8 protein-coding genes and 1 pseudogene are annotated in these 13505 nt (G+C 65.2%); 4 read left to right on the forward strand and 5 right to left on the reverse strand.

Translation table 11 applies throughout. The annotated features are described in order from the left end of the window. Nucleotides 1-165 precede the first annotated feature (165 nt). The 3 genes from VVD47_RS13845 to VVD47_RS13855 all read right to left on the reverse strand — a co-directional run bounded on the left by VVD47_RS13845 (nt 166) and on the right by VVD47_RS13855 (nt 4917). Nucleotides 166-2127: a hybrid sensor histidine kinase/response regulator gene (locus VVD47_RS13845; protein ID WP_327604067.1), complete on the reverse strand. Its 1962-nt coding sequence runs from the start codon at nt 2125-2127 to the stop codon at nt 166-168. A gap of 134 nt (nt 2128-2261) precedes the next feature. Next, nucleotides 2262-2720: a response regulator gene (locus VVD47_RS13850; protein ID WP_327604068.1), complete on the reverse strand. Its 459-nt coding sequence runs from the start codon at nt 2718-2720 to the stop codon at nt 2262-2264. Beyond that, the gene (locus VVD47_RS13855; RefSeq protein ID WP_327604069.1) at nt 2713-4917 is read right to left on the reverse strand and encodes an ATP-binding protein; all 2205 of its coding nucleotides are present in this window, start codon (nt 4915-4917) and stop codon (nt 2713-2715) included. Before VVD47_RS13855 ends, VVD47_RS13850 begins: the two co-directional genes overlap by 8 nt. Nucleotides 4918-5687: 770 nt before the next feature. Here VVD47_RS13855 and VVD47_RS13860 point away from each other — a divergent pair. Next, nucleotides 5688-6827: pseudogene (locus tag VVD47_RS13860) on the forward strand (methyl-accepting chemotaxis protein); the annotation flags it as partial. Between the two features lie 215 nt (nt 6828-7042). Here VVD47_RS13860 and VVD47_RS13865 read toward each other — a convergent pair. Further along, nucleotides 7043-8008: an ROK family protein gene (locus VVD47_RS13865; RefSeq protein WP_327604071.1), complete on the reverse strand. Its 966-nt coding sequence runs from the start codon at nt 8006-8008 to the stop codon at nt 7043-7045. Between the two features lie 75 nt (nt 8009-8083). Between VVD47_RS13865 and VVD47_RS13870 the strand changes: the two genes are divergently transcribed. Next, nucleotides 8084-9163 carry a nucleotidyltransferase domain-containing protein gene (locus tag VVD47_RS13870; protein ID WP_327604072.1) on the forward strand — a complete coding sequence of 360 codons (1080 nt, stop codon included), beginning with the start codon at nt 8084-8086 and terminating at the stop codon, nt 9161-9163. A 231-nt stretch (nt 9164-9394) separates the two neighbouring features. Beyond that, nucleotides 9395-10663 carry a hypothetical protein gene (locus tag VVD47_RS13875; RefSeq protein WP_327604073.1) on the forward strand — a complete coding sequence of 423 codons (1269 nt, stop codon included), beginning with the start codon at nt 9395-9397 and terminating at the stop codon, nt 10661-10663. Nucleotides 10664-10927: 264 nt separating this feature from the next. Here VVD47_RS13875 and VVD47_RS13880 read toward each other — a convergent pair whose 3' ends face one another. Then, nucleotides 10928-13024, reverse strand: a complete 2097-nt coding sequence (locus VVD47_RS13880; protein ID WP_327604074.1) for a helicase-related protein — start codon at nt 13022-13024, stop codon at nt 10928-10930. A 176-nt stretch (nt 13025-13200) separates the two neighbouring features. On the opposite strand from VVD47_RS13880, the gene VVD47_RS13885 reads away from it, so the two are divergent. Continuing rightward, nucleotides 13201-13404, forward strand: a complete 204-nt coding sequence (locus tag VVD47_RS13885; RefSeq protein ID WP_327604075.1) for a hypothetical protein — start codon at nt 13201-13203, stop codon at nt 13402-13404. Nucleotides 13405-13505 lie beyond the last annotated feature (101 nt).

Below are 13505 nucleotides of genomic sequence, written 5' to 3' on the forward strand. Positions count from 1 at the left end.
GGCGAGGTCACATCAGCTGTGACGCCAATTCATGAATCCGGATGCGGAGCAGCGCGTGAGCGGGCGGCAGCTCGCGATGCGAAAAATCGTTCGCGCGTTGCACACGACACGAAGCGGCGAGGCGGCGTCACCGGCGGCACAGGCACCACCGGGCGCCATGAACAACTAGTGAGGCCGCGATGGCGCCTGCGGCGTGGTGGACAACACCTGTTGCAGCATGGCATGCACCTGCTCGGGATCGGCAGGCTTCACGATGTGGGCGGAGAAGCCGGCCTCCAGCGTGCGGCGGCGGTCGGCCTCGGCGCCGTAGCCGCTGAGCGCGACCACCGGCACCGTCTTGGACAGTGCGCGGCCGATCTCCACGCCGCTGCCGTCCGGCAGGCCGAGGTCGGTCAGCACGATGTCGAAGTCGCTCTCCTGGAAGGCCAGCATCGCCTCCGCCACGGTCGCGGCATGCACCACCGCGTAGTCGTAGGACTCCAGGCACATCTGCAGTGCCCAGGCGGCGCTGACGTTGTCTTCCACCAGCAGCACGCGGAAGCTGCCGTGACCGTTGCCACCGCCGTGGCTGCCGTCGGCCTGCACCGGGCTGGTGGCGGCATCCGCCGCCCTGGTGGTGCAGGGCATGCGCAGCGTGAAGGTGGCGCCCTTGCCCGGGCCATCGCTGGCCGCGTCCAGTTCGCCACCGTGCATGGCCACCAGGTGGCTGGCGATCGCCAGCCCCAGGCCCAGCCCGCCGCGTTTCTGGGCGCCGTCGCCGTCGCTGGCGGCGCCTTGCTCGAAGGGCCGGAAGATGCGCTCGATGTCCTGCGCGGCGATGCCCACGCCCTCGTCGCGGCAGCTCAGCGTGAACTGCTGGCCGCGCACTTCCGTGCGCAGGGTGATGTGCCCGCCGGGGTTGCTGAACTTCACCGCGTTGCGCAGCAGGTTGGAGATCACCTGCTGCATGCGCACGCGATCCGCGTTGACGACGGCGGGCGCGTCGGCGATCTGCAGCGACAGCGTGAGCTGCCGCTCGATGATCTGGTCGTCGAAGAGATCCACCGTCTCCTGCAGCAGCTCGTGCATGTCCACCAGGTCCGGCTTCAGGTTCAGCTTGCCGTTGGAGATGGCGGACACGTCCAGCAGGTCGTCGATCAGCCGCGCCTCGATGGCGATGTTGCGACGGACCATCGGCAGCAGGTGCTCGTACTTGTCCGGCACGGTCGCCACCTTTTCCAGCAGGTGGGCCGCGAAGGAGATGGACGACAGCGGGGTGCGCAGCTCGTGCGACAGCACGGCGATGAAGCGGTCGCGCGCATGGATGGCGCGCTGCGCTTCGTCGCGCGCCGCCTCGGCCTGCAGGCGGGCGTTGCGCATGTTCTCCTCGGCCACGAACTCGGCCGTGGTGTCGCGCAGGATGCAGAAGAAGCCATGCGATTCGCCCTGCTCGGAGGGCAGCGTGGACAGCGAGCCCACCGCCCACAGCGGGGCACTGTCGCGCCTCACCATCCAGCGCGCGGTGCGCAGCCGGCCCATCTTGCGGGTGGCGGCGAGGTCGCGCTGCAGGCCGCGGGAGGCCACATCGATGGAGGACATCAGCAGCTCCAGCGACTGGCCCAGCATCTCGTCGCGGCCGTAGCCGAAGGTGGCCTGCGCGCCGGCGTTCCAGCCTTCGATGCGGCCCTCGTCGTCCACCAGGATCACCGCGTAGTCGGTCAGCGATTCGACCAGCCGGCCATAGGTGGCGTCGGCCTCGCGCAGCTTGCGCTCGGCGTCGGCACGGCCGCGCCGGGTGGATGACTCCTTGAGGGCACGGTCCAGCACCAGCGGCAGGCGCGCCAGGCGCGACTTGCTGACGTAGTCGGTGGCGCCCATCTTCATGAGCTCCACCGCGTTGTCCTCGCCGATCACCCCGGACACGAAGATGAAGGGCGTGTCGATGCCGCTGTGGCGCACGATCTCCAGCGCCTGCGCACCGCCGAAGCCGGGAATCTCGAAGTCGGACAGGATGGCGTCGTAGCGTTGCAGGCGCAGCGCGTCGAGGAAGCCCTGTTCGGAGTTGACGTGCTTCGTCTGCACGTCGGGGAGGTAGCTCTTCAGCGTCTCGGTGATGAGGTCGACGTCGAAGGCGGAATCCTCCAGCAACAGGATCGATGTTCCGGCTCGCTTCGCCGTTGCTGGTGTGTCTGCCCGCGCGTCCATGTCCTGTGCCTTGTCTCCGTCTGTTCCGTTTGTTCGCTCAGCGCTGTCTCAGTGCTTGCGTCAATGCTGCGGGGGCTTCACTCGTAGCGGCGGTGCGCCTTGGTCGATCCGGGCGGCGGCTCGTTCAGCACCGCCCAGAACACGCCCAGGTCGGCAATGGCCGCCACGAACTGCTTGAAGTCCACCGGCTTCACCACGTAGGCGTTCACGCCCAGCTCGTAGCTCTTCAGCACGTCGGACTCCTGCTGCGAGGAGGTCAGCATCACCACCGGGATGCTGCGCAACAGCGGGTTGTTGCGCACGGTTTCCAGCACTTCCAGGCCGGTCACCTTCGGCAGCTTCAGATCCAGCAGGATGACCGCCGGGTTGCCCTCGGCACGCTCGGCGTACTCGCCTTCGCGGCGCAGGTAGTCCAGCGCCTGGGCGCCGTCACGCAGGATGACCACGTCATTGGCGAGCTGGCTGCGCTCCAGCGCAACCAGGGTCAGTTCAAGATCGCGCTTGTCGTCCTCGACGAGCAGGATGGGTTTAAGCATCGGGTACTCCGGGTGGTGCCTGGCTGGCAGTCGCCTGCTTGGGTACGGTGAAGCCGAAGCGGGCGCCCTTGCCCGCCTCGCCGTAAGCCCAGACGCGGCCGCCATGGCGTTCGATGATTCGTTTGGTGTTGGCCAGTCCGATGCCCGTGCCCTCGAACTCCTCGGACTTGTGCAGGCGCTGGAAGACACCGAACAGCTTGTCGACGTACTTCATGTCGAAACCGACGCCATTGTCGTGCACTTCCAGCCCGTCGCCATCCTCATTTGACACAGCGGTCACCGCGATGTGGCTGCGGTCTTCGCTGCGGCTGTACTTCACCGCGTTGGACACCAGGTTGCGCACCGCCATCTGCAGCAGCAGCGGGTCGGCATCGATGTCCGGCAGGTTGCGGTCGACCGCCCATTCGATGTCCTGGCCGCGCTCCTGGCGGGTGATTTCCTTCACCAGGTCGTCCACCAGCAACTGGGTGTTCACGTTGCGTCGCTTGAGTGCGGCACGCCCCATGCGCGAGAAGTCCAGCAGCGCATCCACCAGCTGGCCGGCGTACAGCGCCGCGTCCTTCACGTGGCCCAGGTAGCGCAGCGAGCGTTCGCTCAGCGCGGCCTCGTCGGTGTCCAGCACCAGGTCCACGTAGCCGGTGATGTGGCGCATCGGCGCGCGCAGGTCGTGCGACACGGTGTAGGAGAAGGCTTCCAGCTCCTTGTTGAGCCGGCCCAGTTCCTGCGCGACCACCGCCATCTCCTCGGCGCGGCGCAGCACGATGCCGATCAGCGCCTCGCGCAGCTCGCGGGCGGTGGCGATCTCCGCCGCGCTCCACGGCTCGCTGCGGCCCTTGATCTGCTCGGCCCAGCTGTCGAAGCTGCGGCGGGGCTGGATGCGGCCGTTCTCGATGATCTTGGCGCGCGGGTCGCCGGCCCAGCGCACCGTCTGCACGATCTCCGGGCGGAACCACAGGATGGCGTGGCGGTGCACCTGGGAGATGGACAGCGCCAGCACGCCGGCGACGTTGTGGCCGGACGACGCGCGGTCGAACTGCGCCGCCGGCGAGAAACGGGCCGTCAGCTCGTGGCTCTCGTACACGTCCTGGCCGAGGCCGACGATCCAGCCCGCCAGTTCCTCGATCTGTTCGCGCGCCGGCACGTCGCCCACCGACCACACCTGGTCGTCCAGCACGATGGCCGCGCCGCTGGCGCGCGCCAGCCGCAGCAGGGGGGCCGGCTCGGCAAGGATGCGTTGCAAGGTGGCGTCGCTGTCGCCCAGGCGCGAGACGATCTCCAGCGTCAGCTTGCGCAGCTCCAGCCGCTCGGCCACGTCGGCGTTGGCTTCCTTGGCGGCGATCTGCAGCGACACCAGCTGGCCCAGGTGGTCGCAGGCGTTGCGGCATTCCGGCGTCAGGCTGCGCGGCTGGTGGTCGTGGCAGGAGATCAGCCCCCACAGCTTGCCGTCGACCACGATGGACACCGACATCGAGGCCAGCGTGCCCATGTTGCGCATGTATTCCAGGTGCACCGGCGACACTCTGCGCAGGAAGGCTTGCGACAGGTCGATGTCGGTGGGCCCCAGCGCCGGGTCCAGCGACATCAGCGGGACCGGTTCGTAGTGCGCGTCGGGAATCAGGCGGAAGCGGTTCAGCAGGTACAGCGCGCGCGCCTGCTGCGGAATGTCCGGCGCCGGGAAGCGATGGCCGAGGTAACGGTCGTAGCCTTCGTCGGCACGCTCGGCCAGCACCTCGCCGTGGCCTTCGTCGTCGAAGCGGTACAGCAGGCAGCGGCCGAAACCGGTGAGGCGCTTCAGTTCCAGCGTCGCCAGTTGCGCCAGCTCCAGCACCGTGCCGGTGTTCTGCAGCTCCGGCAGGAAGCTGCGGGCCAGCGAATAGATGGGCGCGAGGTTGCCGGTCTCGCTGACGGCCGGTTCCAGCTCCACGATGAGATGGCGCGGCGTGCGGTGGGCGGAGGCATCCCACAGGCCGTCCACCATCGCCAGGCGGCCGATGGACACTGAGGCGCCACCCACCGGCAGCCCGTCCGGAACGCGCACCGCGGCGGCCATCTCCTGCGCCTGCGTCAGCGACTGGCTGCCGCCGTAGGCCACCAGCCGGCCGGTGGCGCCATCCAGCACGAGCAGGTGCCCGTGCGGCTGCACGGCACCGGGGGTGCGGATCGGCTCCTGGTCGCAGGTCGTCAGGTCCACGGACATGGCGCAGTTCTTGGGGTGGGCAAACAACAACGGTCGGCGGTCGAGTCTGCCCGAATTTTTTCGTCGTTTTTGTAGGACAACGCCTCGCCGTGCATGCTGCAGTGCGCTGAAGAGTGGCGCCGTTGCTGGGCCTGCGCACTACTGCTCCCCGGCTTCTGTCGCTTTGTGCCAACACGACTGATGGGTCTGGCGGCCCTCTCTATCTGCGTCTGTCTACGCATGCGTCGCGCAGGCGGCCGCAGGTGCGGCGTAGGAGGCAGCAACGTCCCGCTGTCGGCGCCGTCCTTTTCGGGCCGGGGCATGCAACCCGACCGGGTGCCGTCGCTCCCAGACGCGTGCGCACGCTCGCTGTGCCCATGGCGCACCGGCATCCAGGACGAGATCCCCCGGGCAATCGCCCCGCGGCACCTGCTCACCACCCTGCGACGGCCGGTCAGGGCGCGCACGCCTTCTTCCTTCGCCACGCACCGGCCGGTGCGGTGGCGGTCCGTTCGCGGGCGGTAGTGACGAGCCGCAGACGCTGCAGCGCGGCCGCTAGAGGTTAACCCCAGCCACCCGGCTCTCCCCGCCGCACGGAGCCGGGAGTGACACCGAATGACACGGAGTAGGGGGTCAAGCCCCGCGGCGCGGATGCCGTGAACACCTCACCGCCTCTGCCGAGAAGTGTCGTCATGTTCAATACCCAGTTGAAGAACGAAATTGCCAGCCTGCGCGAGGAGCTGTCCTCCATCGAGCAGATCCGCGCCAGCCTCGACCAGGAAATGATCTTCGTCGAGCTCGACATGCAAGGTCGCATCGAACGGGTGAATGCCAACTTCGAGAAGGAGATGCTGCACCGTGGCGACCAGCTTTCCGGCCGCAGCCTGCTGGACCTCATTCCCGAACACGTGCGCGGCTCGGACTTCCACCTGCGGGTGAAGCGCGCGCTGGAACGCGGCGAGCACCTGGCCGGCGTCATCCGCCTGCTGCGGGGCGACGGCGAGGAAGCCTGGCTGCGCAGCATCCTGCAACCGGTGCTCAACAGTGCCGGCAAGCTGCTGCGCTTCACGCTGTACGCCAGCGACCTCACCCGCACCATCGAGAATTCGCGCGAGCACGAGAACCTCATCCAGGCGCTGCAGCGCTCCATGGCCGTCATCGAGTTCAACCTCGATGGCGAGGTGCTGACCGCCAACGACCGCTTCCTCGACGGCATGGGCTACAGCCTGGCGCAGATCCAGGGCAAGCATCACCGCATGTTCTGCGAGCCGCAGGAATACAACTCGCCGCAATACGAGGCCTTCTGGGGCAAGCTGCGGCGCGGCGAGTTCGTCACCGACCGCTTCAAGCGTGTCGACAGCCACGGCAAGGTGGTGTGGCTGGAGGCGTCCTACAACCCCATCATCGACGCGCACGACCGCCTGTACAAAGTGGTCAAGTTCGCCACCGTGGTCACCGAGCAGGTGGAGCGCGAAGCCGCCGTCGCCACCGCCGCCAGCATCGCCTACGACACCTCGCGCGCCACCGACGCCAGCGCCAAGCAGGGCGCCGCCGTGCTGCAGCAGACGGTGGACGTCATGCACGAACTGGCCCGCCACATGCAGGAGGCGGTGCAGGGCATCCAGGCGCTGGACCAGCAGTCGCAGGCCATCGGCTCCATCGTCAGCGCCATCCGCGGCATCGCCGACCAGACCAACCTGCTGGCGCTCAACGCCGCCATCGAGGCCGCCCGCGCCGGCGAGCAGGGCCGTGGCTTCGCCGTGGTGGCCGACGAGGTGCGCCAGCTCGCCGCACGTACCAGCTCCGCGACCGAGGAAATCACCCAGGTGGTGCTGAAGAACCAGCAACTCGCGGGGGACGCGGTGGCCACCATCGACCGCGGCAAGCAACAGACCGAACGCAGCCTCGAACTCTCCCGCCAGGCCAGCACCAAGATCGTCGAGATCCAGGACGGCGCCCAGCGCGTGGTGGATGCCGTGGGGCAGTTTGCCAACCAGTTGTCCACCTGAGCGCAGCCCGCCTCGCGGTTTGCACGCGAGGCGCACCGCATGACGAAGAAGGCCGCGCAATCACTTTGCGCGGCCTTCGCATTCCGGCTCGTCCTTCTTCGCTTACGGTGTGCGTTCCGCGCGCGCCCTGCGCGGCATCACCCTTCGACGGCCGGGCGCTCCACAAGCCGCTGTGCCAGCACCATCGCGCCGCAGATGCCGGCATCGTCCCCCTGCGTCGGCGGCACGATGTAGTCGTCGATGCCGCCACTTCCCTTGCCCGTCAAAGCCGCCGACGCCACGTAGCCGTTCAGGCTGCGCTGCAACTCGCGACGCAGCCCCGCGAAGAACGCTGCCTCACCCAGCGCCCCTGCCTTGCGCACACTGCCACCCAGGATGATCCGCCGCGGCGACAACGCGCACACGATGTTGCCGATCGCATACGCGGTGTAGCGCAACAAGTAGTCCCAGGCCGGGTCATCCGCCGCCAGCGCACTGGCCGCCTTGCCGGTACGCGCCTGCAAGGCCGGCCCCGAACACAGCCCTTCCCAGCAATCCCCATGGAAAGGGCACACGCCCGCGAAGTCATCCCCCGCGATGCGCGGCACCCGCATGTGGCCCATCTCCGGATGCAGCAGCCCATGCACCAGCCGCCCGCCCACCATCGCGCCACCACCGATGCCGGTGCCCATCGTCAGGTACACGAAGTCATCCAGCCCCTGCGCCGCACCCCACTGCCACTCCCCCAGCGCCGCGCCATTCACGTCCGTGTCTATCGCCACCGGCACCTGCGGCAAGGCCCGCGCAAACGCCCCCAGCCAGTCCGTATCCCGCCAGCCCGGCTTGGGCGTGGAGGTGATGGAACCGTAGCTGGGCGAAGCCGGGTCCAGGTCCAGCGGCCCGAAAGACGCGATGCCGATGGCCTGCAGCGGCTCGCGCGCATGCTGCGCGGCGAACCACTCGGTGATGCGTGAGAGCACCTGCTGTGGCCCGGCATCGCTGGGTACTTCCAGGCGGTTGGCGGGCAGGCGCAGCTCGACTGGTGTGCGACCCACCGCACAGATGCACTTGGTGCCGCCGACTTCGAGGGCGGCGATGCGCGGGCGTGTCTGATCTGGAGCCATGTTCTTTCCGCTGGGGGATTGAGCGGGCAATCGTAGCGACAACGGCCTGGAACGGAACGAGCGTGGCTGCAACTTGTGACGTGGCTGGAAGGCCTGTGCGTCCGGCAATGCCGTACCTTCGCTCCGGAAAGCTGCTCTGTCGAATGCAAGTATTGGAATAAAAACGGTTTTCCGTATAAATTGAAATTTATGGAAGATGTACCGAAAAACCTCCCTTGGGTCGAACTGGGCGACAACGCACGGCGGCAATACATCGATGCCATCACCGCGTTCGACGCCTGGCGCGAAGCCGTGAAAGCAGCGCTCGCCGTGCGCGGGGGGATGTACTGGAAAGCCGCTGGAAAGACGGATTACCTGATCAGGACCTCCGTCGCCAACGCACAGAAAAGCCTCGGGCCGCGTTCGGAAGAGACCGAGGCCATGTACGCCAGCTTCATCAACCGCAAGCGCGGGGCGGAAGAGCGCGAAACCTCACTGCGCGCCGCCGTGCAGGAACACCAGCGCATGAACCGCGCGCTCCGCGTGGGACGCGTGCCGGCCATCGTGGTCGATGTGCTCAACGCAATCGACGCGGCCGGCCTGTCCGAGTACTTCACGGTGGTCGGCACGCATTCCCTGTACGCCTACGAAGCCGAGGCCGGTGTCAGGTTCCTCGATGCGGGGGCACTCGCCACGCAGGACATCGACCTGCTGTGGGACACGCGAAAGCGCATCCGCTTCGTCACGACCATGAAGCAACGTGGCGCATCGATGATCAACGTGCTGCGCAAGGTCGACCCCTCATTCACCATCGTCGAAGGCCAGACCTACACGGCGATGAACAAGAACGGCTTCGAGGTGGACATCATCCGTCGCGAGCAGGCGGAAGACGACGCTCACCCCATCCAGCTGACCGATGCCGCCGACGACTTCTGGGTCGTCCAGGCACGCAATGCCACCGTGCTGCTGAATGCGCCGCCCTTCTCCAGCGTCGTCGTCTCCGCAACCGGCAGGATGGCGCGGATGAGCACCGTGTCCCCCGTTGTGTTTGCGAGCTTCAAGCACTGGCTTGCCGAGCAGGCCTCACGCGATCCGCTCAAGCGACCGCGGGACATCGCGCAGGCGAAGTTGGTTGAGCGACTGACGGAAGAGTACTTCCCGCACCTGGCCAGATAGCGCTGCGCCGATGACGCCGTCCTATAGCTCTGCAGTTGCTCGTTTCGTGAGAGGTTGCCGTCCTTGGCGAAAAATGAAAACTTGTCCCCTTCTCGGTTACAAGGTTGTTCTCGAATGTGGTCCACTACACGGCCGCGTCGTTGCGTAGCTTTTCTGGCCGTGCTGTTATGGGAGCGGCAGTGTGTATGGCGTTAGCGGTAGCAACGGATGGCTCTGCCAACTGGAGGCATAGTGACTAGCGAAGTTCTTATCCTAAACAAGCGCGCTGTGGTAATTGGCGCGGATAGTGCTGTCACCACTTCAGGTGGCGATCACCCGCGATACTCTAAATCGGCGAACAAAATCTTCGAGCTCACCAAGAATGGCTCCGTAGCGGCGGCTATATATGGAAGCGCTCTAATTGATATGGTTCCATGGGAGTTAGTTATAAAGCTCTTCCGGTCTCAGCTTGGAGCGGTTTCGTTCGGAAGAATAAATGAATACGGATCGGTTTTAATTTCATTCTTGAATGCCAATGAGAAGCTGTTTCCCAAAGCACTGAGAAACGAATGGGTTGAGCAGCAATTTGATTTGGCACTTAAGAATATTTTTATAGAAGTGAAGCGAGCGAATCCTACCTTCTTTGATCAGGACACTCTGCAGGACGAGCGTGCCGCCACCTGGAAGGTTGAGGCCCAGCGCTTGCGTCAGCTTTTTCTCGACGAGGGCGTTGCGCAGCCCCTTACGCAGAACGCACTAGATGAGCTTCTTCAAAATTCTATCCCTTGGGTCGCCCGTGCTCAATCACAGATTGATGCCGTTGGATTTCTAGGCGGAATCGATGCCACGGATTTGGCGGAGCTGGGCCATCGAATGCGTTACTCTTATCCCGAATTGGTCCTTCAAAGCACTGGCCTGGTTGTTGCGGGGTATGGTGAAGAGCAAATTTTCCCGGCTTACGAGCAAGTGGATATATTTGGGCACATCGGCGATGAACTCTATTTCAAGAGTGCTGGGAACTATGAAGTTACCCATACTGGCATCGCAATGATTAAGCCATTGGCGCAGACGTCTATGATTGACATGTTTACAGATGGATTTGGCAGGTCGTTGGAGCAGATCATAGAAATACAAAGCAACAAAGCTCTCGCCAGTGCCTTTGATAAGCTCGAACAAGAGGGTGTTCGGGTTGCTCCCGATACATCAGAAAAGATCAGAGCTGCATGCCACAAAGAATTTATGATTGAATGGAAGAGGGCTAATTGGAAACAAAATTTCAACCCTTTGATTGATGTGTTACAAACACTGAACGTGCAGGAAATGGCGCATCTGGCTGAGTCTCTCCTAAACTTAGAGTCGCTTAAGGAGCGTGTCACATCTGCCTCCGAGTCTGTTGGTGGTCCAATTGACGTCGCGGCGATTACAAAAAGCGAAGGCTTGGTGTGGATAAAAAGAAAGCACTATTTTGATGCGGGGCTGAATGTGCGATACATGGCGCGCTTGCAGCGCTCTCTAAACTAATCAAGTAAAGAGGCTGTGCTTTGGAAAAAATTGAAATACTGCTTTCGATTGCGTCGAGTGGGTCCGACTCTATATTCGATACTGCAGAAGTCGGCTCCGAGAGTAGTCGCGACCAGATTTATGCTGGGTTCGCACATGATGAAAAGGAGAAGGGCTCCCAAGCTTCCTGCAGCCCGCTGGTGCGTTGGGTGCAAGAGAATGCCAAGCGTTGATTCTCGGTACTACCAATAAACACTCAGCTTTTGGAAACTCGCTAGATAATAATTAGCGCCGCGCAACGCGCCTACTGCGCAAATGCCCGCCCCGTGAATCCTGCCCACCGCGCTCACCATGCTTCCCACCTCGCTGCGGTCCACGATGATGTCCCCCCGCCTTCCCACCATTCGCCGCCGCCAGCATCCGGTCCACGCGTTCTGACGTCTCCCGCGCAATCTCCACCGCCGCTTCCGCGTCCGGGAAGAAGTCGGGCAGGCGGTAGCCGAGCCAGGCGTAGGCGGAGTATTTCTTGCACGCGTCTTCGGCGGTCTGTAGCGGGTACTTAGTGCGTTCGAAGGATTCGATGTCTTCGCTGAGGTAGCAGGCGCGCTGGTTGGCCACCTTCTGCGCCCAGCTGCGCCAAGCGGATTCCAGGCTGGCGACGCGGGTGGAGATGGGCACCAGGGAGAAGGTGAAGCGCTGCGCCAGCGTGAGGCGCAGGGTGTCGAGGTATTGCGCGCGTTCGATCTGTTCGTCGAGATTGCCGGGCAGGAAGAAGTCGTCGCTGAGGTCGATGTTGCGGGTGAACAGGTTGAGCAGTTTCGCCAGCGACTGTTCTCGCGTGGCCTGCGCGATGCTCTCCAGTTGATGCAGTGAGGGCGTGACGAAGAAGCCGCGTTTCGGCAGGTCGTCGGCGTGGGTCTTCATCAGCCGCGCGATCTGCCGATGGGTGTGGTCGTCGAAGCCGGCGACGTGGCCGGCCTCGTGGATGCCGTAGCGGCCGGCGCGGCCGGCGATCTGGTGGGCGAGCCAGGCGGGCAGGATGTCTTCCGAGATGCCGTCGTACTTCTTGGCGGTGGTGAACACGACGCGGCGGATCGGCATGTTGAGGCCCATGCCGATGGCGTCGGTGGCGACCACCACGTCGGCGTCGCCTTCGCGGAAGCGCTGGGCCTGGGCGCGGCGCACCTCGGGCGACAGGTTGCCGTAAATAGCAGCGACCTTGAGGCCGGCCTTGGCGGCCTGCGCGGACCAGTCCAGCACGTCGCGCCGCGAGAAGGCGATGAGCGCGTCACCGCGCTTCAGCTTGCCGAGGTTGCCCACCGCGTTGGGCTCCATTTCCAGCGGCGACTTGCGTTGCAGCGTAGTGACCTGCAGCGGGCAGCCCAGGCGTTTGGCCAGCGCCTCGATGGCGGGCCGTGCGGCGAGTGCGCCCAGCAGGTACACGGTGTGCGCCGGCACGCCGCACACGGCAGCGGTCCACGCGGCGCCGCGGTCCAGGTCTTCCAGCATCTGGATTTCGTCGATGACGGCGATGTCCACCTCGCGCGTGGTGTCCAGCATCTCGATGGTGCTGGCGACGTGGGTGGCGCCTTCGGTGAGGCGGCGCTCCTCGCCGGTCACGAGGCTGACGGGTACGTCGCGTTCCACGAGGCGCTCGTAGTTCTCCAGCGCCAGTAGACGCAGCGGTGCCAGGTACACACCACTGTCGGCCAGCGCCAGCGCTTCCATGGCCTGGTGGGTCTTGCCGGAGTTGGTGGGGCCCAGGATGGCGATGAACTTGCGCCGCATGCCGGCGGCCAGCTCGAAGGATTCCGGGTAGCGCGCCAGCGGCACGCTGCGCAGCGCGGCCTCGGCATGCGTGGTCTGCTGTTTGCGGTGGATGGCTTCGGCCAGCCGGTCCTCCGCGACGCGGAAGCGCCGGCTGGCGAGTTCGCGCCCGACGGTGAGCGCGCCGAGGAAGTCGTCCGCATCCAGCCCCGCTGCCTTCGCACGGTTCTCGATGTCGCTGACGAAAGCGCCGATGCCGGCGACCAGCTCCGCCAGCGTGTCGTCGTTGAGCCGCTCGCGCACCAGCTCCAGGCGCTGCGCCGGCTTGAGTTTTCGCCACTTGCCGATGCGCGCCAGCACGCCGCGATCCGGCACCAGGCGGAAGGGATGCCGCGTGCCAGCGTGGCCAGCGACCTCGCCACTCACCTCGATGGCGACGCTCTCGTAGGAATGCAGCAGGCGCGCGTTGAAGCCGGCGAGGTAGCGGTCGATACGCGCGGCGATCTGCTCGTCGATGTCGTCGAGGATGGCGCCGTCATCGGGGGCGTCCGCGGACAGTGCTTCGTCGGCGGGGGAGGAGTCGAGGTCGTCGGTGGGGTGGGGAGGGCGGGGCACGGTGGTCAATGGTGGCTTTGCGGGGGCGCAGGGTGTCTGGCGAAGGTTGTACCACGACGGTGATGCCGTTGCCGCGGCGCATGCAGCGGGTTGCCCGCAGGCGTTTGCGCGGCATGCATACAGGGGCATGATCCGCCGCGTCGGTGCATGTTTCCGGGCCACGCCGGAGCACACCCATGGATGTCGTCTTGTTGCTGCTCGCTGCATGTGCCATTCCGCCGGGATTCAACATCCGGGCCTGCGTGCTGATCCACCGGGATGACCTGTCGGAGAGGTCGCAGAAGCTGTTCCAGCTTCTGCTCGTGTGGCTGGTGCCCTTGTTCGGCGCAATCATCGTCCTGTGGGTGCATCGGGCAGACGAAGAGCCGTCCGGTACGTAGCCGGAGGACAAGGATGCGGGAGAGGATTTCGGCTCGTCGGCATCCGCGCTTCGATCGGTCCGCGGAGCCATTGACGGGGACTGACTGGTCCTGTGACCAGC

Origin of the sequence: Uliginosibacterium sp. H1 (assembly GCF_036017065.1) — a bacterium.
Lineage (GTDB): Bacteria > Pseudomonadota > Gammaproteobacteria > Burkholderiales > Rhodocyclaceae > Uliginosibacterium.